Source organism: Nostoc sp. C96, from assembly GCF_059384975.1.
The window spans coordinates 1162451-1187516 of record NZ_CM182020.1 but is presented as its reverse complement, the minus strand read 5'-3'; the positions used below and the strand labels follow the sequence as shown (position 1 = coordinate 1187516).

Here is a 25066-nt window from a genome sequence, read left to right as displayed (position 1 = left end):
TTCGAGAAATAGCCTATCTATTTCAAAGGCACAGACAGTTAATTTTGGAAATGGCTAAACGTGAAATTACTGACAGATATAAAGGTCAAGTTTTAGGTAATGTTTGGGCAATATTGCACCCGTTAACTTTAATGGGTGTTTATATTTTTATATTTGTTTTTGTGTTTAAAATTAAAATCGGTGCGAATAGAAATTTACCTTTTGACTATACAACCTACATATTATCAGGTCTAATTCCCTGGTTGAGTTTGCAAGAAATTTTGGGTAAAGCTAGTACAGTAATTATTAGTCATGCCAATTTAGTTAAACAATTAGTATTTCCAATTGCAATTTTACCAATTAAAAGTGTTATTTCTTCATTAATTAATCAACTTATATTCTTATTAATCTTAATTATCTACGTCAGCCTCGCATTTCAAAAAATCCATCTCACCTTTGTTTTATTACCAATTCTTTTATTTATTCAGTTTTTAATGATGATTGGGATAGCTTACATTCTATCTGCTATAGGTGTTTACTTCAAAGATATTAAAGATTTTGTCCAAGTTTTTACAGTAATTGGAGTTTACTTACTGCCAATTTTTTATTTACCAGAGCAAATCCCACAACTATTTCAACCTCTACTATATATTAACCCATTTAGCTATATCATCTGGTGCTATCAAGATGCACTTTATTTCGGAAAATTTCAGCATCCTTTTGCGTGGATTGCTGCCATAATTATGAGTCATCTGGTTTTTGCGATCGGCTATAAAATATTTTGTAAGTTACAGGTAATGTTTGGAAACTTACTATGATGGAAGACATAATTTCAGTTAAAAATTTATCAATGGCATATCCAGTATACTCATCCCCTAAAAGTATGTTTTTAGAGATGGTAACTGGGAAAATACGTCACGACCTTTTTTGGGCGCTGCAAGATGTTAGCTTTGCAATTAAAGCTAAACAAAAAGTCGGGATTATTGGGCCAAATGGCTCTGGTAAAAGTACTTTATTAAAAATAATTACAGGTAATTTAAAGCCTACTGCTGGACAGGTAGCAGTTAATGGCAAAATTTCTGCCATGTTAAGTCTAACTTCATTTTTAAATCCTGAAGAGACTGGCTTAGAAAATATCCGGTTTAATTTAATTATGAATGGTTGCCTCAAAGAAGAGATTGAAATAATTACAGAAGAAATTATTGAATTTACAGAATTAGGGCATTTCATTTATGCACCAGTGAAAACTTATAGTTCAGGCATGAATGCTAAACTTGCATTTGCAATTACGACTGCGATTAAACCAGAAATATTAGTTGTTGATGAAATTTTAAGTGTTGGCGATGCTTATTTTATGGGCAAAGCTACTAAAAGAATGATAGATTTATGCGATCAGGGAAAAGGATTAATATTTGTGAGTCACTCTACCAGTGCAGTACAAATGTTATGTGATACGGTCATTTGGCTAGATAATGGCTCACTACGGGAAATGGGTGAAGCCGAATATGTACTAAATAAGTACGAAGAAGATTATCGCAAGCGTGAAGATGAAGCCACAAGAATTGGCAATATGGCAAAAAAGCAGCAGAGTACATATCTTGTAAGTAACCTAGATGTTACTGAATCTAATATATTGATAGTCAGATTAGTTTCTAATCAAGACAATTGCATTTTTGCAGATACACATTACATTCGCCATATCAAATTATCTAGTGATTCTTGGGAAGATTTAATAGTTCCATTAACACTGCAAAATTTAGAGGATCCAGATGTTAATGTTTGCCTAGATCTATTAGAGTCTGAATGGGGAAGACTATATTTTAAAGATGGTTATGAATGCAGAATTTTGAGTGCTAAATCTGGAAAGAAAAATGGTGGTTATATATTTATCAAATTACCGCCAGATATTTTAAAAGCAAAAAGTTATAACTTAAATTTATTAGTAGAAAGTAGATCTATTTTAGATAAAGAGAAAATTAATATTGAATTTATTAATTATAAAACAGGCACTTGGCAGAAAGTAGATACAGTTGAATATCAAAATTTACAAGATGGATGGGAGTCAACTATTGCAAAATTAGAAATCCCATCTATTTCTGTTGAAGATTATCAATTGACTTTGCATAAAATACAGGAAGAAAGTAAACCTGATATAGAAATAGAAGAAATTAACCTCACTGTTAATGGAGAAGACAAATATACCATCGATGCACACCAACCTTTTGAAATTACAGTTACAATATTTGCCAATCGTCTAGTTGCTGTTGCTGATGTGGGTATTAAAATTACTCGTTCTGATGGTGTACATACTTTTTGGCAATCTAGTGGATTGAAAAACTATAATTTGCATAATATTAGTGGTAGAGTCAAGGTTTGCTTTAAATTTAAAGAAAACTATATAGCCGCAGGAGAATACAGTGTTTCTGCTTACTGCGCTAATGGTTGGAATTATGAAAATAATTTTCCTTATAGCGAAGTTTTAGCGCGTAATGTTTCTGGTTTAAAATTTAAAGTCAATAATGAATTTCCTGGAGTTTGTTTTGGTTTAGTTAATATACAAGTACCTGTGGAATATATCACAGAAGATATTTAAATTAATTGTTTATTAAAGATGTAGTTTGGACTGATATACCCGACAAAGATATCTAAAATATGCCAGGTTTAATTTTTAACTTTAGCTAAACTGTATTTAATAGCATTTAATATGCCTAAATCCATTATCAAAGATATATTTTATAAATTTGTATCTAAGCTGGCAATAATTACCTCAATAAAAGAAGAAAAAATAGTACTAGAGAATCATCTGACAGAGTTACAAAGTGAGCAATTAGAGTTAGAAATTGACAATAGTAAGTTTATTCCACTGGAAGAAAGGTTTCAAAAAAATAGATATAACAGCATTGATCTATTTCCTTGGAATCATCCTTATTTGACAGCAAATAATATTAGCCGATTTCGTAGTTATTCTGAATCTGTCTGGCAATTTGCATTGGATTATTTTAATCAACACCCAGAGCCAATGAAATGTGGATTTCTGGATAACATGGCTCAAAATATGCACAAATGGGCTATGTTAGTGCAGAAATATCATTATGAAGTAGCTTTATTTCCCAATGTTGCTGATGTGAGTGCGATCGGCGCACCAGAATGGGAGAATTTTGATGGAGAATTTCTAGATTTACTGGATGGAACAAATTTCTTAAATGCTCATCCTGATATTTCTTTAGAGATACCCTGTTACCGAATACCTTTAGAAGGTTCTCAGTTTTATTCAGCTTATCTCAAGTTTTGTGATGGCGATCGCACACCTTTACTACATTTATTAAAAGACTCATTTTGTTTACGTCATGAGCCATTCATGGCTTACCAAGGTGTTTATCCATATTATCATTTAGCTAAAGCCCTTTCTCAATTTGATGTTATCTACGGTATAAATATTCCCATAGCAGCATATCTCAGTGGGAAACCTTACTGTGTTGCTTCTACTGGTGGGGATTTGCAATTTTCTACTGGTATGGGGAATGATTTTGGTCAAATCATGAATTTAGCTTTTAATGCGGCTAGGTTTTTAATGATTTCTAATCCTCATACTTTAGGTCATTGTCGGCGGCTTGGGTTAACGAACGGTGTATATTTACCTTATCCAATGGATGATTCTCGCTATTTTCCTGGAGAAGGACAAGCCAGAAAAGAATGGGAAGCAAAATATGGTAAAGGGGTATATGTACTAACTACATCTAGGTTAGATAAAGAAGTTAAAGGTCAAGATGAAACTTTTTTTCAAGCTTTAATTAATGTAGCTCAACAAAAACCAGAAATTCGGTTTATATTTCTGGCTTGGGGTAATTATGCAGCAGAATTTAGACAAAAATTGCCATCATCTGGGATAGAGAATCAATTTATCATTCTCAATCCCGTTGGCAAAAAACGTTTAATTGATTACTACCGTTCTTGTGACATTGTATTAGATCAGTTTGTCTATGGTTACTATGGTGCAACCGCCTTAGAAGCAGCAGCAATTGGTAAGCCAGTAATTATTAAACTCCGCACAGAGCAATATGAAACCTTGTATTTGGGTGATGTTGCACCTATGGTTAATGTCAGTACACCTGCTGAAATTGCTCAAGCATTACTTGTTTTAGTCGATAATCCTGAGTTGCGAGAACAAAAAGGTAGAGAGTTGCGACAATGGTTAGTGCGGAATCATGGTGAAGAGAAAACAATCCCCTTGATGCAGGCTTTATTGCGGTTAACAGCAGATCAAGTCGCACTCCCACAGGATTTAATTAACCCATTGTGGGATGATGTCAGTGCAGAAGAAAATGCTTATCACACTGCTTGCCAGCAACCATGTAGTAATTAAATGATTTGATTAATGATTACCCACTCTAAGCCTTGGATTACAGAAGCTGATCAACAAGCTGTTGCAACTGTATTAACTAGTGGGATGATTGCTCAAGGCCAGTTAGTTCATCAGTTAGAAACAAAAGTGGCTGATTACTTGGGTGTAGCTGGTGGGGTTGCAGTTGCTAGTGGTTCATCTGCTTTAGTATTAGCTTTAACAGCATTAAGTGTGAACTGTGACGATGAAGTAATTTTACCTACCTACGTTTGCAAAAGCGTGATGGAGTCGGTAATTAGTGTAGGTGCTAAACCAGTTCTGTGTGATATTGGCAATGATGGGAATATGACACAGGAGACTATTGCTGCTCAATTAACTTCTAAAACAGCAGCAATTATTGTTGTACATATTTTTGGTATTGCTGTTGATACTTACGCTTTGCAATGTTTTGGTATACCCATTATTGAAGATTGCTGTCAGGCTTTTGGCAGTAGTATTAATGGTGCTAAAGTCGGAAGTATTGGCACTATTGGCATATTTTCTTTTCATGCTACCAAGTGCTTAACTACAGGGGAAGGAGGGATGGCAGTATCAAATAGTAGTAACCTGTTAGAAAAGATGCGATCGCTGCGTGATGGAGATAGCTTTTCTGTAAAAGGAAGAATAGCTGCACCCCTCACAGATTTACAAGCAGCTTTAGGTTTAAGCCAACTTTCCCGATATTCACACTTCTTACAACGACGACAAGAAATTGCTAACTACTATTTACACCATCTCCAGAATTGCTCATTGCAACTTCCAGCAGCTATCAACCAGATAAGCACTTTTTTTAGATTTGCTGTCAGAGTTAACGGTAATTTTGAGACTTACCAACAGCAATTTTATCAACATCACATTCAAGTGAGACGTGGTGTAGATAATTTATTACACCGCTTGCTGGGTTTAGAACCACATCAATTTCCCATAGCCGAAAGAGTATTTGCCGAAACAGTTTCGTTGCCTATATATCCTGCCTTATCTAATGCAGAAGTTCAACAAGTAGTATTAGCTTGTCATACCATCTGGTCAAAAAACCATGAGCATTGAAGTTGAACTGTTAACACCAAATAAGGAATACGCCTACGAAGATTTATTACATTATCGTTCATCTTCTCTTCTTTATAGCTCGATAAAATATCGAAATTTTTTGCAGCGAATTTTAGTTAATAGTCAGGATTATTATCTTTTAGCTTACGATTCTGGATGTTTAGTTGGTGCATTACCATCATTTATCAAACGTAACTCTACCTATGGAAATGTACTCAACTCTTTACCTTTTTATGGAAGTAATGGGGGAGTAATTATTTCACCCCAAGCAGCCAATCCAGAAAAAGTTAAACAATCACTTATTGAGGCTTTTCATGCTTTAGCTGTTCAAGAATCTGTAGTAGTTTCGACGTTAATCTCTAATCCTTTAGAATCTGATATTGATTTTTATGAGTCTCATTCTTTATATACCTTACGGGATGAACGTATTGGACAATTAGTTAATTTACCTACGGATATTAGCAACCAGGAAAAAATTGCTGACTCTCTCATGCACTTGTTTCACCAAAAAACACGTAACTGTGTGAGAAAAGCCCAAAAAAGTGAAATTACCATATATCATTCTGATTCATTGGCAACTTTACAAGCTTTAGTAGATTTACATGAGGAAAATATTTCAGCTATTGGGGGAATATCTAAGCCTTTTTCTATTTTTAAGGCGATTCGAGAAACATTTGTTTATGACCAAGATTACCGCATATATTTAGCAGAAAAAGATGGGCAAATTATTGCAGGCTTATTAGTATTTTTCTACAATCGCACGGCTGAATATTATACACCTGCTACCTTAGCCAGCTATCGCATCTATCAACCGATGAGTCTGATTATATATGAAGCGATGTTAGAAGCAGCAAAACGTGGTTGTCTTTACTGGAATTGGGGTGGGACTTGGTTGACACAAACGGGAGTATATAATTTTAAATCTCGTTGGGGTACACAAGATAAAAAATACTTTTATTACATCAAAGAGTATGAGAATTCAAATTCTTTACGTCAACTGACAAGTAAACAAATTTTGGCTGAATACTCCTATTTCTATGTTCTACCATTTAATTTACTTAAAAATACTTAAAGTTAGAAAATATGAATAAAGATTATAAAGCAAAATCCTCTTTTGATGCTCAAGAGAGATTAAGTGCCTTTCAAAAAAATCAATTTGAGGAAGAAATTTTTCAAAATATAAATCAAATGCTGATACCACTGCAAAATATGTTGGAAACTCAAGCGGTGGGAGAAGTAAATCAGCCAATTATTTTAATTTTAGGCACTCAAAGGTCTGGTTCTACTTTACTCAGTCAGATATTAGCGTCGCGCTTAGATATTGGATACCCATCAAATTTAATGGCACGATTTTATGAAACACCTGCTGTGGGTGCTTTTATGCAAAAAATCTTAATAGGCGATCGCTTTCAGGAATGCCGACAATATAAAAGTCAGCATGGCGTAACCAAGCGGATAGAAGAACCCCATGAATTTGGTTATTTTTGGTCGCGCCATTTGGGAGTTTGTGATGATGTTCATGAGCCAGATGAGCAAGATTTACAAAAAGTCAATCTGGAAAAATTGACTGCGGAATTAAATGCAATTGCCAATATATTTGCACAGCCTGTGATATTTAAGTGCTTATTATGTGATTTTTTTATTTCCATATTAAATCAAATTCCCAACGTCTTTTTCATCGATTTGCAACGAAATTTAGTTGATGTTGCAGAATCTGTTTGGCGTGTACGTCAAGAAAGATTAGGTTCTGTGGAGAAATGGTGGTCTTTCAGAACCAGAAATTACCCAATTCTCAAAGAACTACCGCCTGAAGAACAAATAGCAGGACAGTTGTTAACAATCCGTCATACTATTGCCAGAGATTTAGCACAAGTCAGCAATGAACGAAAAATGGTGATTAGCTATGAAGAGTTAGTTCAAACACCAGAAGTTATTATTGATAGTTTCGTCAAAAAAATGGCGCACATCGGCTGTGATATCCCAAAAGTTGGTCATCCAGTAGCTAATTTATCGGCTCCACAAAGGATTGATGAGGAAAATCCAGTTAGATTAAAACTTAGACAAGCTTTAGAAGACGCAGCCAGACAATAATTTTTTTGGTAATTCAGATTGACAAACCAGCACTTGTCACTATAATTTTATCTCTGACTGCATTGACTGGAGGTTGTATAAAACTGAAACAGCGTGGTGTGACAGTTTGGTTTACAGGTCTGAGTGGAGCAGGTAAAACGACAATTAGCTCCCAAGTCGAACTAGAGTTGCGATCGCAAGGCTATAAGGTCGAATTACTAGACGGAGATTTAGTCCGACAGCACCTCAGCAAAGGTCTAGGGTTTAGCAAAGCTGACCGCGATGAAAATATTCGCCGCATTGGTTTTATTGCTAACCTGTTAACTCGCAATGAAGTCATTGTCTTGGTTTCAGTAATTTCGCCATATCGTCAAGTCCGGGAAGAAGTTAGACAGCATATTGGGTATTTCATTGAGGTATTTGTCAATGCGCCTCTAGAAGTTTGCGAAATGCGAGATGTTAAGGGTTTGTACAAAAAAGCACGTTCTGGAGAACTCAAAAACTTCACTGGGATTGATGACCCTTATGAACAACCACTCAATCCAGAAGTGGAATGTTGCACAGACCAAGAGAATTTAACAGATAGTGTGACTAAAGTATTAGAACATTTAGTAGTACAAAACTATTGCGATCGCCTAATTTTAGAAAAATTTATTGGTAAATAAATGCAGATCACTTCCCCAGCCTTCGACGAGCAAGAAATCCTTATGGTCAAGCAATGCTTAGACTCAGGATGGGTGACTCAAGGGCCGATGACTCGCCAATTTGAAGAGTTATTTCAACAGCGCCACCAAGTAAAATATGCTCTAGCTACCACCTCTTGTACCGCTGCTTTACATCTGGCGGCGATGGCTTTGCAATTACAGCCAGGAGATGAAGTAATTGTCCCAGCATTTACCTGGGTGACATCTGCTCATTGTGCTGAATACGCAGGTGCTAAGGTAGTCTTTGCTGATATAGAAATCGATACATTTAATATTGACCCTGTAGCTCTGGAAGCAGCGATCACTCCCAAAACCAAAGCTGTAGTCGTAGTGCATCTATTTGGACTAGCTGCACGAATGCAAGAAATTTTAGCGATCGCCCAAAAGTATAATATTGCCATCATAGAAGATGCCGCTTGTGCAGTTGGCACCACATATAATAGCCAGCCAGTCGGCGGACTTGGTGACATAGGTTGCTTCTCGTTTCATCCGCGCAAAGTCATTACCACAGGCGAAGGCGGAATGGTCACAACTAATAATGCGGAATTAGCCGATAGACTAAAAGTTTTACGAAATCACGGTGCTTCTCCCAACCCTGATATTGAGGCGACAAAGCCATATTATATGGGGCGATTTGATCACTTAGGCTTTAATCTCCGTTTTAGCGATATCCAAGCTGCGATCGGTCTAGCACAAATGGCAAAGCTCAATCAACTTTTATCAGATCGGATTAGTTGCGCTAAACAATACAATGTGCTTCTAGAAGACATAGCTGATATTGTCACACCTAGCATACCTCCTATGTGTGGACACAGTTACCAATCTTATGTAATACGCATCCTAGAAGGTGGCAACAATCGTCGCAACGCCATCATGGAAGCACTAGCAGAAGAAGGTATCCAAACTAGGCCAGGAACCCACGCTGTCCACCGCCTTGGTTATTACCAAAACAAATACAACCTCAAAGCTGAACAATATTCCAATGCTGCCAATGCAGAAGACTTGTCAATTACATTACCCATCTTCCCAGGAATGACAGACAGCGATCAACAGCTAGTAGTAAATTCCTTGAAAGCTGGTCTTAGAAGACACTCGGCAATGTGATAATAAGTTTTGCAGAAAAAAATAATTCAACTAATAGAGGCTAATTAATCAACAAATTGATTTATATCTAAAATGTGTATTTTTACATAAAATTACTTCTTTTAAATAAGTATTATGAATGAGACAGAATTAAATAATTCTTTTCAATGGATCAAAGAATTTCAACAAAAACATGGACGCAAACCAAGTATTTTACACATAGGTAATATCGCCAACAACGCTTATAATAACGCCAAACTTTTAAATCAAATAGGATTTGATTGTGATGTTATATGTTATGACTACTACCACATTATGGGTTGCCCAGAATGGGAAGATGCAGATTTTGAAGGAGAGATTAAAGACCAGTTTTTTCCTGACTGGAATGCAGTAAAGTTAAAACAATTTCAACGCCCTAAATGGTTTGCTCAAGGTTACATATTATATTGCTTGTTTTACTTAACAGCAAAACGTCAAAATAAAATATTCTTAGCATGGTTTTGGAGGCAAGCATTAGAAATTCACAGATTTTATCGCTGCTCAATGAATGGTATTTTATATGCGGTTATTTCTCCAGTTATAAAATTATTAAAGCTTGTAAAGCAAATTATTTTTATTAAAAATCACATTCTCAGCTTAATTAATCAAAAAATTCGTAGCCTATTATCAAAAAATTCTGTTAAAAAAATAAATTATTTTTTTAATCGAAAAAGTAATTTAACTCAGCAAAACAAAAATTCCAAAAAATCCTCTGAAACTATTAACTTTAATGCAAGAGTTCAGGAAATAATTGAAATATTTAAACGTAAATTTCCTGAACGTCAAGACCAGTTATCTTGTGAAGATTTAGAAGGCTATCGTTATATTATTCCCTTCTGGAACAATCTTTTTGAAAACTATGATATTATCCAAGGCTATTCTACAGATCCGATTTTACCCTTATTAGCAAAACATTCTTACTTCGCCTTTGAACACGGAACATTAAGAGATATTCCTTTTGAACCCACAGCACGAGGAAGATTAACATCTATTGCATATAGTGAAGCTGAACATGTTTTTGTTACGAACTCTGACTGCATCAATAATGCAATTTTGTTAGCTGGTAAAAATGTATCTGGAATGAATCATCCCTATGATGAAAATCATGGATTGCAAATAGAAGGTTGGCAAGAGCTAAGACAAAAGCTTTGTCAACAATTAGATGCAGACTTTTTGTTTTTCTTTCCTACACGTCATGACTGGGTAGCTGGAACAGGATATGCAGATAAAGGCAATGAAATATTCTTAAATGCCTTTTGTAATCTTCGTCAAGCTGGCTATAAAGTCGGGATGGTGTGTTGTGAGTGGGGAGCAAATGTCCAAGATAGTATTAAATTACTGACTGAAAAAGATTGTGCTGATTTCGTCTTTTGGAGCCAGCCAATGGGAACTGTAAAATTTGAAAGAACAGCTAAAGCTTGTCATGTGGTAGTTGACCAGTTTAAACTTGGTTCTTTTGGTGGCATTGTGTTTAAAGCAATGGCAGTTGCTGCTCCTATTTGTACTTATATTAAAGAAGATGATATTCTCAAACAATACAATGAATTACCACCTGTAATTAACTGTAAAAGTGAAGATGATATTTTTCATAAAATGGAAGATATTATTAAAAATCCAGAGAAGTTAGTCTATTTATCATCATCATCAAAAAGCTGGATTGATAAACATCATAGCTCATGGGATACATTAAAAACGCAAATACTTGCCTATGAGAAATTTTTCTATAAACAAGGTCTTTTACAAAAATTATAAAAAATATTTTATATGAAAAAAGAGTTAATTGGCTACCTAGATACACTATCTCAAAATGTGGAATATATTCCCTTCAAATTAGAGCAGGCAGAAGTTATTGAGGGAATTATTAAAAGCAATTCTCAAACTTGGTATCCAGTATTCAGAGGTGTTCCTTGTTTTTTACAGGGAACATTAAAACCTGATCTAAAATGGTTTGAAGAAAAGTACAGCTTAAGTGCGATCGCCGATAAATCCGAACCAGAATCAGCTAAAGAGCAACTGTTAACTAACGAAACATTCTCTGATAAATGGAGTCGCTTTCGTAATTACGGTTTAGAATCTAGCCATCAAGAATTTTTGTACGAATGGTATTGTAAAAAACTTGGTATTCCTAATTTAGAAAAACTCCAAGCTTTTTATCAAAAATTTGATCGGATTTTGGAAGTTGGCCCTGGTTCTGGTTTTAACACGAAATTTATTGCTGAAAATACAAAAGGACAAGTTTTTGCAGTAGATATCTCTGAAGCAGCTTTCACAACATTTGAAAATACAAAACATTTGCCAAACTGTCATGTAGTTCAGGCTGACTTAATGGATATGCCATTTAGCGACAACTTTTTTGATTTTATTATTGCCGATGGCGTACTTCACCATACTCCTAATACTAAAAAAGCTTTATTTGCCATTTATAGCAAACTCAAATCTGGTGGGCAGTTATTTTTTTATGTTTATAAAAAAATGGGAGCAGCCCGTCAATTTTGTGACCAATATATTAGAGAATCATTTACGAACCTTGATCCAGAGTCTTGCTATAAAGCTTGTGAAGGGCTGACTGAGTTAGGGCGAGAATTAAGTCGTCTCAACGCTAAGATTACTTTAAATCAATCGATTCCCATTCTCGGCATACCCGCTGGAACACACGATGTCCAAAGACTGATTTACTACAATTTTGCGAAGTGCTTTTGGAATGAGGCATTTGACTTTGAGACTAATAATATGGTCAACTTTGACTGGTATCATCCTCACAATGCTTGGCAACATACAGAAGAAGAAGTGCAAGAATGGCTGCAAGAATTAGGAGTTCACGATTATCAATTTAATCCGGCAAATCCAAATGGTATTTCTGTTCTATTAACTAAGCCAGTCGTGTGAAAAAAATTTTTAGGCTCATTTATAATTTTTTATCTATTTGGGTGATACTTATAGCTATATTTTTATCACCCTTACGCTTTATTTATAAAAAGTTAACTTCATATCAAATAAAAAGCTTATGGCTAGGAACTCCCATTATTACTTTAGCTTTTAAAGCCAAAGCAGAACGTCTGTTAGGAGTAAAAGCTAGGTCGTTAGTTTACGAAACCTATTTTATCACCCAAAGCTTTGACTACAATTTGAGCCAATGGACTCGAATTCCATTAGTAGGTAAATTCACCTCATTATTTATTTTTTTATGGGCTTGCATTTGGGCTGATAGACTTCATTTATACTGCGATCGCGGTTTACTTTTGTCTTGGAACCATTTACAGATAAATTTTCGAGAATTATTAGTTTATAAACTACTAGGTATTCATGTTTTTTTCTGGACTTATGGTGCTGATGTTCGCAGTCAACAAGCTACACAAAGATTAGGAGAACCTAATTGCTGTACAGAGTGTAATTTAATTGGTCAAGCGTGTATATGTGATGAAAATAAACGGGTAAATTATATAAAAAAACTTAAACAGTATTCAACAGGTATTTTCTCTATGGGAGATATGATTGAATACACCCCTGGTAGTCGAAATGATTTATTCTTCTGGCCTGTAGATTTAGATGGGCCTAGTAGCCATAAATATCAACCTGCTTATCCTCTATTTGATAAAAATAAACCTTTACGTATCGTTCATGCACCTAATCATCGAATCTTCAAAGGAACCCACTTCTTAATTGAAGCAGTGGAAAATCTTCAGATTGAAGGTGTTTCTATCGAACTGATTCTTGTCGAAAAAGTACCTAATGAGCAAGCCTTGGAAATATATCGTACTGCTGATGTTATTTTTGATCAATGCTTAATAGGTTTTCATGGCTATTTTGCACTTGAAGGTATGGCAATGGGTAAGCCTGTGATGTGTTTTATTAGAAAACCGCACGAGTATCTATTACACCCAGAAGAATGTCCTATTATTAATACTCATATTCAGACTTTGGAAAAAGACTTGCGTGAATTAGTGAATAATAGAGATAAATTGACCGAAATTGGTATCAAAAGTAGACAATATATTGAGAGATATTTTACTCTAGAAGCTTTTGCTCAGAGGTTACAAAAAGCTTATCAAGATTTAGGATTAGCCAAATGAAAGTACTAATTATTGGGTATAAAGGTTTTATTGGTAAATATTTATTTAATCATCTAAAATTACTGGGTGCAGATGTGTATGGGCTTAGTTCTTCTGATCAAAATGGGATTGATGGAGAAACTGGTATTTTATCAGATCAATTTTCTATCATTCCAGGAACTGATGCTGTTATCTATTTAGCGCAATCACCATACTATCGTCAAGTTCCAGAAAAAGCTGCACATTTATTGAATGTGAATGTAGTTAGTGCAGTGAAACTGGCGGAAACAGCACGTAAAGCTAAAGTAAAACGCTTTATTTACACTTCTACTGGGAATGTCTATGCACCAAGCTTTCAACCTTTAGGAGAAACATCTCCTCTTAATAGAGATAACTGGTATTCTCTCAGTAAAATTTGTGCCGAGGAAGCACTAGCGCTCTTTCGTAATGATATGGATATTACGATAACTAGGTTATTTGGTGTTTATGGCCCTGGACAAACTGATAAGCTAATTCCTCGATTAATTAACACCGCATTACAAGGCAATAAAATTTTTATTGAAAAAAATAAAAATGACATCACTGATTTAGATGGGTTAAAACTATCTGTAATTTATATCTATGATCTTGTTGAAATTTTAACAAAACTTTTAAAAAAATCCTTGAATAATTATTTGATTAATATAGCGAGTCAAGAAATTCTTACTTTACGAGAGATTGCTCATAAAATTGCAATTTTTTCGCAAAAACAAGTCAATATTGAACTATCAGATAAAATTCGCTATTTTGATTTAATTGCTGATACAACATTATTAAACCAAGCATTAAACCCAATTTTTACCCCTTTTAATATTGGTATTGAGAAAACCATTATGCAATCTCTACATTCAACTAATAATTGTGAGAGGTAAAATGTTATCTTGAAAGTTCTACATTTACCTACATCTGTCGGTGGTAACTCTTGGGGATTAGCTCAAGGTGAAAAAGCATTAGGATTAGATAGTAAAGTCTTAATCTCGCAACAAAACTGGTTAGAATATCCTGCTGATATTAATCTTAATATTCAAAAGATAAAACTGAAAGCTGGGCGGTTTTTAAAACTGGCATTAGCTTTTAAGCAAATTAGAAACCAATATGATATTTTTCACTTTAACTTTGGTTCATCATTAATTCATTTTCCTAATAGTGGTCTCAATCAGTTTGAGCTACCATTTTACCCAGAGAAAGCTAAACTATTTGTGACTTATAACGGTTGTGATATTAGACAGAAATATCCTACTATGCAAAGGACACAAATAGCTGCTTGTCATAATCCCAACTGTTATCAAGGGCAATGTAATTCTGGGAAGCTAGATAATTATAGACGTGAAGGTTTAAAAAAAATCGAGCCTTACGTTAAACACATTTGGGCTTTAAATCCTGATTTACTTTATTTTCTACCCTCTGATAAATCATCATTTTTACCGTATTCACTTAGTTTTGCAGGAATTGAGCTATTTCCTCCAAAATTAAATAATAAAAAACTCAAAATCGTTCATGCGCCCACTAACCGAGAAGCCAAAGGAAGTGCTGATATTTTGGCAGCTTTAGAAAGATTGCAACAAACTCACGCAGAATATATAGAAGTGTGTCTCGTAGAAAATATACCTCATGCACAAGCTATACAAATTTATCAGCAAGCAGATTTAATCATCGACCAAATTCTCATTGGCTGGTATGGTGGTTTTGCTGTTGAAGCAATGCAGATGGGGAAACCTGTAATCGCTAGAATTGCCAAAGAAGATTTACATTTTTTACCTAAAAAAATGGCATCTGATGTTTTAGAAACTATAATTCATGCTGAACCAAATAATATTTATGAAGTTATCCAACAATGTATAGAAGATAGAAAAAAGTTGCACCATCATGCAGCAGCAGCTTTGGAATATGTAAATAAATGGCATGATCCGAAATATGTGGCTACTATAACCAAGGCAAAGTATGAATCGAGTTGATTGTAAAATATGTGTGGGATTGCAGGCATACTATTAGGGAGTAAGTCACAGATTGATGTCAGCATTTTAAAATCTCTCAGTCATTCTTTGAGCGATCGCGGCCCTGATGATTTTGGCTTCTTAGGTTGGTCAGAAATGCAACGTGTCTCTATTTCCCGCAATCCGCAAACGCTAGAAAATAGCCAACTTTACCTACTACATCGTCGTCTGTCTATTCTTGATTTAAGTGAAGCTGGCTGGCAACCAATGGGAACAGCCAACGGCAGATACTACATCGTTTTTAATGGGGAAATTTACAATTACCTCGAATTACAAACTCAGTTACTAGCTTTAGGACATCAATTTCAATCTCATTCAGATACAGAAGTTTTACTGGCTGCATATACTGAATGGGGTGTAAATGCCTTAAGTAAGTTTGTAGGAATGTTTGCCTTTGCCATCCTTGATACTTGGGAACACACTCTATTTTTAGCCCGTGATTTTTTTGGCATTAAACCGCTTTACTATACTTACTGGCAAGATGGACTAGCTTTTGCTTCCGAAATTAAAGCCCTGCTGCAACTTCCTGGTATTAGCCGCAGTGCTAATCCGCAGCGAGTATATGACTATTTGCAATCTGGATTAACAGACTATGGTGATGAAACTATGTTTGCTGATATTCAGCAGCTACAGCCGTCCCATTTTCTGAAAGTCTCTTTAGCAAATCCGCAAAAACCACAAATTTCGCGTTACTGGCAAATAAATGTAAGTCAGACTTTAGATATTACCTTTGCCGAAGCCACAGCACACCTACGCCACCTGTTTTTAGAAAGCGTTGGGCTACATTTGCGTAGCGATGCACCAGTCGGCGCAGCCTTGTCAGGAGGTATCGATTCTTCGGCCATTGTTATGGCGATGCGACATTTACAAGGCAACAACTTACAACTGCATACATTTAGTTACATTGCTTCAGAACCTTCTCTGAGTGAAGCAAAATGGGTAGAGACAGTAGCACAAGCCGCAGGTGTCATAGCACATCAAATCAAACCATCTCCTGAAGAACTAACAGCCGACCTCGACAAACTAATTGAACTACAAGATGAACCTTTTGGTAGCACCAGCATCTATGCTCAATATCGAGTGTTTCAATTGGCAAAAGCAGCCAATATCAAGGTGATGTTAGATGGACAAGGAGCCGATGAATTCTTGGGTGGCTACCGCGCCTATTTGGCGACACGGTTTGCTTCTTTATTACGTCAAGGACAATGGGGAAAAGCCAGCGAATTTTTACAAAAAGCCTCAAAGCTACCCGCAGCTAATCAAAAAACTATCTTGCTTCGCGCTGTCGGACTTCTTCTACCACCTAGTTTGCAATCACCAGTCAGACAGTTAGTCAAAAAAGATGTTGTACCTAGCTGGTTAAATTATGATTGGTTTACCAAATATGGCATTGAGCCTAAAGTTTATCACAGGCAAAAAGGGCAAAAAATATTACGGGCAGAACTTCATCAAGCCGTGGTAGAAAATAGCTTGCCGATGTTGTTGCGCTATGAAGATCGCAACTCTATGGCACACTCAATTGAAAGTCGAGTTCCTTTTCTCACACCTGCTTTAGTAAATTTTGTCTTTTCTTTACCGGAGGAATTCATTATTGCCAATAATGGCACTTCTAAAGCTATTTTTCGTGAAGCAATGCGGGGTATTGTTCCCGACATCATATTAAATCGTCAAGATAAAATCGGCTTTGCTACACCTGAACAAAGTTGGCTAAAAATTATCAGTCCGTGGGTAGAAAATGTGCTAAATAGTGCAATGGCAGCCCAAATTCCTGCTCTGAATGTACAACAGATGCAAACAAATTTTCAAGAAGTTCTGGCAGGGAAATCAGCATTTGATTTTCGCATTTGGCGTTGGGTAAATTTAATCCGGTGGGCGGAAAACTTAGCTGTAACTTTTGAGCCATAAATATCTAAATACACAAATACAAATATCATCCCAAACTGATTACCACTGACTCTGGTGGAGTTCAGAAGAAGCATTTTTTATCGATTAACTAACGTGCAGAATTGTTTACTGATCAATTTGTCATTTCTATTGAATCGTCCCACCGGCACTACTACATACGCCTTAAACCTACTACCTCACTTACACAAACTGCAACCGACACTGTTAATTGCAGAAAATATTAATGGTTATGACTGCTACCCAGTTCCCTCTGGACAAACCGCAGAACAAGGTGCAAAAGGCCATTTCCGCCGCCTGTTATGGACACAATTTCAACTGCCGAAAATTTATCAGAAGTTGAAATCCCAAGTTCTGTTTTGTCCTTTACCAGAAGCGCCTTTATCGGAGGAATGTAATTCTGTTGTGATGTTTCATGATTTGATACCGTTGCGCTTTCCTAAACGGTTTTCACCGATAACGCTCTATCAGCGCTACTATGTTCCGCAAGTTCTGAAGCAGGCGCAGCACATTGTTTGTAATTCTCAAGCTACGGCTGATGATATTATTGATTTTTATCAAATTCCTGCTAACAAAATTACGCCGATTCTCTTAGCGCACGATCGCACTCATTTCCGTTATCTCAATTTACCAACGCGCAACTACTTTCTCTACATCGGTAGACAAGACCCTTATAAAAACTTACAACGCCTCATCAGTGCCTTTGCTGCACTCCCCAACAATAGCGATTATGAACTATGGTTGGCCAGTCCAACCGATGCACGTTACACACCGCTTTTACAGGTGCAGGTGGCAGAATTGGGGATAACTCATCAAGTAAAGTTCCTCAACTATATTGATTATCAAGAATTGCCCATCATTATTAATGGTGCGATCGCACTTGTGTTTCCTAGTCTTTGGGAAGGTTTTGGTTTCCCTGTTCTAGAAGCAATGGCTTGCGGTACACCAGTCATCACCTCTAACCTTTCTTCTTTACCCGAAGTTGCTGGTGATGCAGCAATTTTAGTTAATCCCTACAACACCGCAGAAATTACTGAAGCGATGCAATTGATTGCTACAGATGCCAAATTGCGATCGCATCTGTCTACTCAAGGTATCGCCAGAGCCAATTTATTCAGTTGGGAAAATACAGGTAATGCAACTGTTGAAGTTTTATCACGCTATCTCTAAAAATTATGCCATGAGGAATAGGTAATAGTACTATAATTATTCTTGGACAATTTCTACCAATTCCTCAATCATCACATCAAAAGTCCTGGCTAACTTCTGAATAGCGGTAAAATCTACAGTTGCTAATCCAGGCGATCGCGCGTAAGTCCTGAGAGTGCTGTAAACTACACCAGAACGGTCAGATACTTCTTTCAATGTCCAGCCTTTCTCCGCAGCAAACTCTCTAATCTTCAGCCGAATCATTCCCATAATTTACTTGACAACTGACTGATATAAGTCTTTTAATAATTATACTACATAAAAAGATCGCCCTCCGGCCTACAAAACTGAAAGGCGATCGCATTGTTTACAAAAAGCATCCCGTAAACACCGATAGGGTAAATTCTACCGAAGTTACAGGTATTTTCATGGTATCATCACTCAAGCCACGAGAGCTTGTCATCCGTGCATCGAAAATTGTTCATAAATCGTCATTTCTTAACTCACTCACGCGATTTGTGACTGAAGAAGCAATTTGTTTGATGTTTCGTATTGGCTTTGGTGATATACATACAATCGAATGCTGGCGCTACATGGTTTATGTCCACGCCAAAGGTATTAGCAGATTTGTCAGTTATGCAGATTTTCCACCAATTTTGGGCGTAGAGCAACCTACACCTGCTGAATGTGTCAAATGGCGCAGACGGTGGCGCAAACAACATGACTATGCGTATAGAAAGCAAGCACCAGAGTGGTGGGCAGAATTTTTTATGAATGAATTTTGGCAAGCTCTTTCTCAAGAAATCTTGCAAAGTTGGGGTGAATTAATTGCTGTAATTAAATTTGCTTTCCCTGAAGAAACTTTGCAGGAACTAAGAAAGAGCTATCGCCTAGAAAAATCTTTACTAAATTAGGACTGAGGAACAAAAGTTATTTGTTGCAACTTGTTTAAGACTCAGGACTCAGCACTCTTATTTGCCGCTCGATGAGCGCGTGCTTCGGCTGAAGCCATCACTTCATCCATATTTTCTAGCACTTCCCCAGGAAAATTTTCTAAAATTCTCGTAGAAATTGCCACTCTACCTTTGCCTTCATCCAAGTCAATAATTACAGCTTTAATGGTTTGACCGACTTGAAAGACTTTTTCGAGAGATTCGATAAATTTTTGGCTGACTTGCTTAATATGCAGCAAAGCGCTCATCCCATTTAAATCAACAAATACCCCAAATGGTTTAATGCCAGTTATTTTACCTTCAACTAGCTGGCCAATTTCTAATAAGCTGAAGTTACTCGAACGAGCCGCTAAACGCTGAGAAAGTACGAGTTTTTTGCTGTTGCGGTCTACTTCCAAAAAACCAGCTGTTAAAGTGTGTCCTTTAAGTGCTTCTAAGTTATCACGTTCAGCTAAATGCGATCGCGGAATAAACCCCCGCAAAGATTGAAAATCAACAGTGACACCACCTTTATTCACACCTGTTACCCTGACTTGTATTGTCTGGGAATTTTCCTGCATTTGCACCAATTTTTCCCAGATGTGTTGAATTTCTAACTGCCGTCGGGAAAGAGTTACTTGACCTTCTGCATCCTGTTCTCGGATAATCAAAAACTCTAATTCTTCTTGCAACGGCAGTACCTCCGATAAATCGGTTACTGCTCTCAAAGAAGCCTCATCGCGGGGAATATACGCCGATGCTTTGCCACCAATATCGACATAAGCGCCATCAGGGTCAAGTTGGAACACTTTACCGTGAACCACCTGTCCCTTTTGAAACTGGTAGTCGTGTTTTTCTAGTGCTTGGGCAAAATCGTCCATTGTAAAAGACGAATTGGCTTTTTGAGATAGATTCGATTCGGAATTCATGACTAATGAAAATTAATTGTTATTTAGATTGCTATGCAAAGTCCATAGTCAAAAGTCTACAGTCCAAAGCAACTAATCTTGACCATTGACTATTTGACTATTGACCCTTCGGGTTCGCCAGTTGCTTCAAGTCGGGGAACCCGCCCAAAGCACTGGCTCACCATTGACTCTTTTGGATTTCAGTTCAATTGACTAAACAATTGTTGTACCTGAATCCAAGCATCAGCAGCAGCCTTTGGATTATAGCTGGCACGACGATCGCAAAAAAATCCGTGGTCAGCTCCATCGTAGCGGAAGACACGATGAGGAATTTTGTATTTTTCTAACTCTGCTTCAATTTCTTCTGTTTGTTCCGGGGGAATACTGGCATCTTCCCTACCAAAAAAGGCGTAAAGTGTGCCGGAAATCTCAGGAGTACGCCTCAAAGTGGCAGTACCTCCACCCGGTGTGTTGGTCGTAATTCTAGCACCATAAAAAGATGCCGTGGCTTTAATATCGGGTAAGGTGGCAGCAAGATAAGCTACATGACCGCCAAAACAGAAGCCAACACAACCAATGGCATCCTGTTTGACTTGTGGCAGAGCTTTGAGATAATCAATGGCTGATTGAATATCGTTGAGTAATTCTGGTGCTTTAGCTTGCTCCCAAGCGTATTTTCTGCCAACCTCAATATCTTCTGGAGTGTAACCAGTTTCAAAATCGGGAGCAAACCGATCAAACAGTGCAGGTGCGATCGCTACATACCCTAACTTGGCAATTCGCTCGGTTACATCTCGAATATGGGTATTCACCCCAAAAATTTCTTGTAAAACCACAATTCCGGGGTAAGTACCGGGTTCTTCTGGCTGTGCTAAATAAGCCGATATTTGCAGATTATTTTGTAAAAGTTTCACCCAGGCAGTGCTGATTGCTAGTTCTGCCATAAATATTTCTACTAATGCTCCTCGGTGATTTGATCTAACTATGCCAGTATGTTTAGGCTATTCATAGCAGTTAATCAACTACCAAAAGTAAGTAAAACAGAAGTTTTTCAGCGTTGCTTGCTACATTTTCTCGAAACGTGATGCCTGTGGCAAACTTTTATACTCTAGTTGAGCAACTAATTACGACATCGGCAGAAGTTGCTCAACTGGAGTTACGACATACTGAACACTAGCGGCAAAACTGCGAGAATTAAATGTCGATCCAGATGCTATTTAGCAGTTACTAATCTTCCGGTAGCACCCATTTTGGCGGTTCCATCATTTTTTTTCGCCTACGTTCTTCAGCCATTGCCAGCATTTCGTCCAAAGAAGTCTCTTGGATAAATTGTGATGCGGCTTCTCTAAACTCGATATTGGGACATTTATCCCCTAAAACGCAACCTCTAACGCAGGCTTCCGCACAGTTAATTTTCGGCTCCACAGTCAATTCCTCTCCCATTAGGGGTTTTCCTACCCACAAGATAAATTTTACCTGCTTAGTTGAAAAGTTTTGAGTGCTGAGTTACCGAAGTTGAGAACAAAGACTAGAGGCTAGGGAATGGCTATGCAGAAAAATAAAAGGTAAAAGGGTGAACTTTTGTTTTTGTCATCCTTTTACCTTTTTATATACCTGATGCTTATTTAATGTTAGCCCTTGCGTCCCTCACTGCGGCAATAAAAAATAATCCTGTCAGAGGAATACTTAATCCTAAGATAATTGCAGTGGTTTGGAAGCCTAAATCTGGTTGTCCATAACTGAGTTCAAACACCGAACCGACAGCGGCGATCGCTGTTACACAAGACGCACCAAGAAACAAGCCGCTTTTTGGAGTTAAATACACTACTGGCCCCCCTATGATACTGGTTTCACCGCTTGATACGAGAAGCCATTTTTAGATAACTCCTGTGCCAAAGTCAAGGAATTCTCTACACGGTCTACAAATACTACACCATTGAGGTGATCCATCTCATGTTGAATGCAGCGTCCGAGTAAATCTGTCGCTTTTAATGTCTGGGGGCGACCATATTCATCTTTGTAAGCCACTTCTACGACTTCTGGACGCTTCACATCCATATAAACGTTAGGAATGCTCAAACATCCTTCTTGAGCGACGCAGATTTCTTGGCTTACCTGTTTAATTGTGGGATTAATTAATACTAGTGGTGGATTATCTGGGTTATCTGGTTCGCAATCGATGACAATGAGTTGTTTATGAATACCTACCTGGGGCGCAGCCAAACCAATGCCATCACTGCTGTACATAGTTTGCAACATTTCGCGTACCAGTTGCCGCAGTTCATCATCAATTTTTGTAATGCGTTTTGCAGGTTGACGCAATGCGCGATCGCCCAGATAGTGCAGCTTCAACGGTGGATTTTTTAACTTTTTTTTCTCAACAGCAATTTCAGAGGGCATGATTATTTTAATGGCTCAATTGTGCAAATTCCTACTAACCCAATTCTATCAATCTGAGTTAGACCTCATAATTTTTACTCTAAAACCCACTCTTGAATTACTTAGCGTACCTCTGCGCCTACCTCAGCGTAACTTTGCGTTAAAAAAACTCCATAACGGCTGGGCGGACTTATAGCTGATTGGTGAAAGAAAGTTGTACATTGCCATCAAGAGCAACTCATAACTAACAGCTTTAATATGAACTTCCGTGACGAGTTTAAATTGCTGCTACGCGCCCGTTATCCGTTAATTTATATTCCTACCTACGAAGAAGAACGGGTAGAAGCCGCCATTCGGGAAGAAGCCGCCAATCAAGGTAATCGCCCAGTTTATACGTGGGATTTTGTTGATGGCTATCAAGGAAATCCCAATGATGCCGGTTTTGGGCGACGCAATCCCCTACAAGCTTTGGAATTTCTAGAAAAATTACCATCTTCAGCCCCAGCCGTAGTAATTTTACGAGACTATCATCGCTTTTTAGATGATGTAGCGATCGCCCGGAAACTTCGCAACTTCGCCCGACTTTTGAAATCACAACCGAAAAATATTGTGTTGTTGTCGCCGCGCATCGCCATTCCTGATGATTTAACCGAAGTCTTAACGGTTGTAGAATTTCCTTTACCTGCTGCGCCGGAAATTAAAACTGAAATTGAAAGGTTGCTCCCAGCTACTGGTAACTCGCTTTCTGGCAAGGTTTTAGATGATTTGGTGCGTTCCTGTCAAGGACTTTCGATGGAACGTATTCGCCGAGTTTTATCCAGAGCGATCGCCACTCATGGTGAATTACAACCAAAAGATGTAGATTTAGTCTTGGAAGAAAAACGTCAAACTATTCGCCAAACCCAAATTCTCGATTTTTACCCAGCCACCGAGCAAATTTCTGATATTGGTGGATTGGATAACTTGAAAGATTGGCTATTACGGCGTGGTGGCTCATTTACTGACAGGGCGCGTCAGTATGGCTTACCTCATCCCCGCGGTTTATTGTTGGTAGGGATTCAAGGAACTGGAAAATCTTTAACCGCCAAAGCGATCGCCCATCACTGGCACTTACCTTTGTTACGCTTAGACGTAGGGCGGTTATTTGGCGGCTTAGTAGGCGAATCAGAATCACGCACACGCCAAATGATTCAGGTAGCCGAAGCCCTCGCCCCCTGCGTCTTGTGGATTGATGAAATAGACAAAGCTTTTTCTGGGTTGGGTAGCAAAGGTGACGCGGGAACAACTAGTCGGGTGTTTGGGACTTTTATTACTTGGTTAGCCGAAAAAACCTCACCTGTATTTGTGGTGGCTACAGCTAACGACATTCAAGCTTTACCCCCAGAAATGTTGCGTAAAGGGCGATTTGATGAAATTTTCTTTGTTGGTTTACCGACTCAAGAAGAAAGAAAAGCCATTTTTAACGTTCATTTATCCCGATTACGCCCCCATAATTTGAAAAGCTATGACATTGACAGGTTAGCTTATGAAACACCAGATTTTTCAGGGGCGGAAATCGAGCAAACTCTGATTGAAGCCATGCACATTGGATTTAGCCAAAACCGTGATTTTAATACCGATGATATTTTAGAAGCCGCTAGTCAAATCATTCCCTTGGCGCGAACTGCTGTAGAACAAATTCAAAAACTGCAAGAATGGGCTGCGGCTGGAAGGGCGCGTCTAGCCTCAAAACACAGTCCGTTAAGTGACCGCATTCACCGCCAATTCCAGTAATTAGTTCATGGTCAATAGTTCATTATCCAAAAAGGATGAAGCCTAAACAATACAATTTCATACTTCATCCTTGAAACTTCATTTAACTATTGACTATTGACCATTGAGCGTTGACCATTGACTATTGACTATTGACTATTAAACTAACTATGCTTTCTGGTTTACTAAAGTTAATCCTAGGTTTCGTCTTAGCGATCGCTGTTTTATTAGGTACAGGATCTGACAGTGGCGCTTTATTTTGTCAACCAAACTGCAATACCGCCGAATAAACCTATTTTTGCCAACGATAATCCCTCTGTAAAAAACCAAACCACTAAAGAAGCCAAAGAAGAATCAACGCTGACACCTGAATCTGAGCCAACGCCAACGCCAACACCCACTAAACAATTACCTCCTGGAGCTTATCAAGGACGTGTTACTTGGTCTGAAGGATTAAGTTTACGTGCTGAACCAAATCAGGAGGCGGAAAAATTAGGGGGAGTGACTTTCAATCAAAAAATCACAGTTTTAGAAGAAAACCCAGATAAAACTTGGGTAAAGATTCGCCCAGAAGGTAGCGAACAAGAAGGTTGGGTAAAAATTGGCAATATTGAACGTGTCAACTGAAGTCTGCGACCTATTCCTTTCTCCCTAAATTT

Annotated in this window: 23 protein-coding genes and 1 pseudogene; 18 read left to right on the top strand and 6 right to left on the bottom strand. The window is 37.5% G+C overall.

The window, feature by feature from the left end:
• The first annotated feature begins 50 nt into the window (after positions 1-50).
• From AC504W_RS05215 to AC504W_RS05145, 15 genes are all read left to right on the top strand, one after another.
• Positions 51-797, top strand: a complete 747-nt coding sequence (locus AC504W_RS05215) for an ABC transporter permease (RefSeq protein ID WP_494876611.1) — start codon at positions 51-53, stop codon at positions 795-797.
• A complete protein-coding gene (locus AC504W_RS05210; RefSeq protein ID WP_494876610.1) occupies positions 794-2572 on the top strand; it encodes an ABC transporter ATP-binding protein in 1779 nt (592 codons plus the stop codon). The genes AC504W_RS05215 and AC504W_RS05210 overlap by 4 nt, the downstream gene beginning before the upstream one ends.
• A gap of 111 nt (positions 2573-2683) precedes the next feature.
• Positions 2684-4342 (top strand): glycosyltransferase family 4 protein, encoded by a 1659-nt coding sequence (locus AC504W_RS05205; protein ID WP_494876609.1) that lies wholly within the window; start codon positions 2684-2686, stop codon positions 4340-4342.
• A 12-nt stretch (positions 4343-4354) separates the two neighbouring features.
• Positions 4355-5407, top strand: coding sequence for a DegT/DnrJ/EryC1/StrS family aminotransferase (locus tag AC504W_RS05200; protein WP_494876608.1), 1053 nt, complete (start codon positions 4355-4357; stop codon positions 5405-5407).
• Complete coding sequence (locus AC504W_RS05195) at positions 5397-6479, top strand: GNAT family N-acetyltransferase (RefSeq protein ID WP_494876607.1); 1083 nt, start codon at positions 5397-5399, stop codon at positions 6477-6479. The genes AC504W_RS05200 and AC504W_RS05195 overlap by 11 nt, the downstream gene beginning before the upstream one ends.
• A gap of 11 nt (positions 6480-6490) precedes the next feature.
• Positions 6491-7498: a sulfotransferase gene (locus AC504W_RS05190; RefSeq protein WP_494876606.1), complete on the top strand. Its 1008-nt coding sequence runs from the start codon at positions 6491-6493 to the stop codon at positions 7496-7498.
• Positions 7499-7539: 41 nt separating this feature from the next.
• On the top strand, positions 7540-8142 hold the full coding sequence (gene cysC / locus AC504W_RS05185) for an adenylyl-sulfate kinase (RefSeq protein WP_494879658.1): 603 nt from the start codon (positions 7540-7542) through the stop codon (positions 8140-8142).
• Positions 8143-9285, top strand: a complete 1143-nt coding sequence (locus AC504W_RS05180) for a DegT/DnrJ/EryC1/StrS family aminotransferase (RefSeq protein ID WP_494876605.1) — start codon at positions 8143-8145, stop codon at positions 9283-9285.
• Positions 9286-9399: 114 nt separating this feature from the next.
• Positions 9400-11055 (top strand): glycosyltransferase family protein, encoded by a 1656-nt coding sequence (locus AC504W_RS05175; protein ID WP_494876604.1) that lies wholly within the window; start codon positions 9400-9402, stop codon positions 11053-11055.
• A 12-nt stretch (positions 11056-11067) separates the two neighbouring features.
• Positions 11068-12189, top strand: coding sequence for a class I SAM-dependent methyltransferase (locus AC504W_RS05170; RefSeq protein WP_494876603.1), 1122 nt, complete (start codon positions 11068-11070; stop codon positions 12187-12189).
• On the top strand, positions 12186-13373 hold the full coding sequence (locus tag AC504W_RS05165; RefSeq protein WP_494876602.1) for a glycosyltransferase: 1188 nt from the start codon (positions 12186-12188) through the stop codon (positions 13371-13373). Before AC504W_RS05170 ends, AC504W_RS05165 begins: the two co-directional genes overlap by 4 nt.
• Positions 13370-14263: an NAD-dependent epimerase/dehydratase family protein gene (locus AC504W_RS05160; protein WP_494876601.1), complete on the top strand. Its 894-nt coding sequence runs from the start codon at positions 13370-13372 to the stop codon at positions 14261-14263. The genes AC504W_RS05165 and AC504W_RS05160 overlap by 4 nt, the downstream gene beginning before the upstream one ends.
• Before the next feature lie 9 nt (positions 14264-14272).
• Positions 14273-15346: a glycosyltransferase gene (locus AC504W_RS05155; protein WP_494876600.1), complete on the top strand. Its 1074-nt coding sequence runs from the start codon at positions 14273-14275 to the stop codon at positions 15344-15346.
• Positions 15347-15355: 9 nt separating this feature from the next.
• On the top strand, positions 15356-17290 hold the full coding sequence (gene asnB / locus AC504W_RS05150; RefSeq protein ID WP_494876599.1) for an asparagine synthase (glutamine-hydrolyzing): 1935 nt from the start codon (positions 15356-15358) through the stop codon (positions 17288-17290).
• Positions 17291-17344: 54 nt separating this feature from the next.
• Complete coding sequence (locus AC504W_RS05145) at positions 17345-18457, top strand: glycosyltransferase family 4 protein (RefSeq protein ID WP_494879559.1); 1113 nt, start codon at positions 17345-17347, stop codon at positions 18455-18457.
• Positions 18458-18493: 36 nt separating this feature from the next.
• Here AC504W_RS05145 and AC504W_RS05140 read toward each other — a convergent pair whose 3' ends face one another.
• Positions 18494-18706: a helix-turn-helix domain-containing protein gene (locus tag AC504W_RS05140; RefSeq protein WP_015111724.1), complete on the bottom strand. Its 213-nt coding sequence runs from the start codon at positions 18704-18706 to the stop codon at positions 18494-18496.
• Positions 18707-18864: 158 nt separating this feature from the next.
• On the opposite strand from AC504W_RS05140, the gene AC504W_RS05135 reads away from it, so the two are divergent.
• Positions 18865-19350, top strand: a complete 486-nt coding sequence (locus AC504W_RS05135; protein ID WP_494876597.1) for a hypothetical protein — start codon at positions 18865-18867, stop codon at positions 19348-19350.
• Between the two features lie 41 nt (positions 19351-19391).
• Here AC504W_RS05135 and AC504W_RS05130 read toward each other — a convergent pair whose 3' ends face one another.
• From AC504W_RS05130 to def, 5 genes are all read right to left on the bottom strand, one after another.
• Positions 19392-20297, bottom strand: coding sequence for a S1 RNA-binding domain-containing protein (locus AC504W_RS05130; RefSeq protein ID WP_494876596.1), 906 nt, complete (start codon positions 20295-20297; stop codon positions 19392-19394).
• A 179-nt stretch (positions 20298-20476) separates the two neighbouring features.
• Positions 20477-21220 (bottom strand): dienelactone hydrolase family protein, encoded by a 744-nt coding sequence (locus AC504W_RS05125; protein WP_494876595.1) that lies wholly within the window; start codon positions 21218-21220, stop codon positions 20477-20479.
• A gap of 283 nt (positions 21221-21503) precedes the next feature.
• On the bottom strand, positions 21504-21701 hold the full coding sequence (locus tag AC504W_RS05120) for a hypothetical protein (protein WP_096585629.1): 198 nt from the start codon (positions 21699-21701) through the stop codon (positions 21504-21506).
• Between the two features lie 196 nt (positions 21702-21897).
• Positions 21898-22101 (bottom strand): hypothetical protein, encoded by a 204-nt coding sequence (locus AC504W_RS05115; RefSeq protein WP_096583337.1) that lies wholly within the window; start codon positions 22099-22101, stop codon positions 21898-21900.
• Between the two features lie 11 nt (positions 22102-22112).
• Complete coding sequence (gene def / locus AC504W_RS05110; RefSeq protein WP_096583339.1) at positions 22113-22676, bottom strand: peptide deformylase; 564 nt, start codon at positions 22674-22676, stop codon at positions 22113-22115.
• Positions 22677-22913: 237 nt separating this feature from the next.
• On the opposite strand from def, the gene AC504W_RS05105 reads away from it, so the two are divergent.
• Together AC504W_RS05105 and AC504W_RS05100 are read left to right on the top strand one after the other, a co-directional pair.
• Positions 22914-24428 carry an AAA family ATPase gene (locus AC504W_RS05105; protein ID WP_494876593.1) on the top strand — a complete coding sequence of 505 codons (1515 nt, stop codon included), beginning with the start codon at positions 22914-22916 and terminating at the stop codon, positions 24426-24428.
• A 149-nt stretch (positions 24429-24577) separates the two neighbouring features.
• A pseudogene (locus AC504W_RS05100) lies at positions 24578-25034 on the top strand (SH3 domain-containing protein).
• Positions 25035-25066 lie beyond the last annotated feature (32 nt).

What these genes read in the sequence shown, in the direction of transcription:
- AC504W_RS05210 (WP_494876610.1), top strand. Translation starts at nt 794, where the DNA reads ATGATGGAAGACATAATTTCAGTTAAAAATTTATCAATGGCATATCCA.
- AC504W_RS05175 (WP_494876604.1), top strand. Translation starts at nt 9,400, where the DNA reads ATGAATGAGACAGAATTAAATAATTCTTTTCAATGGATCAAAGAATTT.
- def (WP_096583339.1), bottom strand. Translation starts at nt 22,676, where the DNA reads ATGCCCTCTGAAATTGCTGTTGAGAAAAAAAAGTTAAAAAATCCACCG.
- AC504W_RS05190 (WP_494876606.1), top strand. Translation starts at nt 6,491, where the DNA reads ATGAATAAAGATTATAAAGCAAAATCCTCTTTTGATGCTCAAGAGAGA.
- AC504W_RS05135 (WP_494876597.1), top strand. Translation starts at nt 18,865, where the DNA reads ATGGTATCATCACTCAAGCCACGAGAGCTTGTCATCCGTGCATCGAAA.
- AC504W_RS05215 (WP_494876611.1), top strand. Translation starts at nt 51, where the DNA reads ATGGCTAAACGTGAAATTACTGACAGATATAAAGGTCAAGTTTTAGGT.
- AC504W_RS05105 (WP_494876593.1), top strand. Translation starts at nt 22,914, where the DNA reads ATGAACTTCCGTGACGAGTTTAAATTGCTGCTACGCGCCCGTTATCCG.
- AC504W_RS05160 (WP_494876601.1), top strand. Translation starts at nt 13,370, where the DNA reads ATGAAAGTACTAATTATTGGGTATAAAGGTTTTATTGGTAAATATTTA.
- AC504W_RS05195 (WP_494876607.1), top strand. Translation starts at nt 5,397, where the DNA reads ATGAGCATTGAAGTTGAACTGTTAACACCAAATAAGGAATACGCCTAC.
- AC504W_RS05205 (WP_494876609.1), top strand. Translation starts at nt 2,684, where the DNA reads ATGCCTAAATCCATTATCAAAGATATATTTTATAAATTTGTATCTAAG.
- AC504W_RS05130 (WP_494876596.1), bottom strand. Translation starts at nt 20,297, where the DNA reads ATGAATTCCGAATCGAATCTATCTCAAAAAGCCAATTCGTCTTTTACA.
- AC504W_RS05140 (WP_015111724.1), bottom strand. Translation starts at nt 18,706, where the DNA reads ATGGGAATGATTCGGCTGAAGATTAGAGAGTTTGCTGCGGAGAAAGGC.
- AC504W_RS05125 (WP_494876595.1), bottom strand. Translation starts at nt 21,220, where the DNA reads ATGGCAGAACTAGCAATCAGCACTGCCTGGGTGAAACTTTTACAAAAT.
- AC504W_RS05180 (WP_494876605.1), top strand. Translation starts at nt 8,143, where the DNA reads ATGCAGATCACTTCCCCAGCCTTCGACGAGCAAGAAATCCTTATGGTC.
- AC504W_RS05170 (WP_494876603.1), top strand. Translation starts at nt 11,068, where the DNA reads ATGAAAAAAGAGTTAATTGGCTACCTAGATACACTATCTCAAAATGTG.
- AC504W_RS05200 (WP_494876608.1), top strand. Translation starts at nt 4,355, where the DNA reads ATGATTACCCACTCTAAGCCTTGGATTACAGAAGCTGATCAACAAGCT.
- asnB (WP_494876599.1), top strand. Translation starts at nt 15,356, where the DNA reads ATGTGTGGGATTGCAGGCATACTATTAGGGAGTAAGTCACAGATTGAT.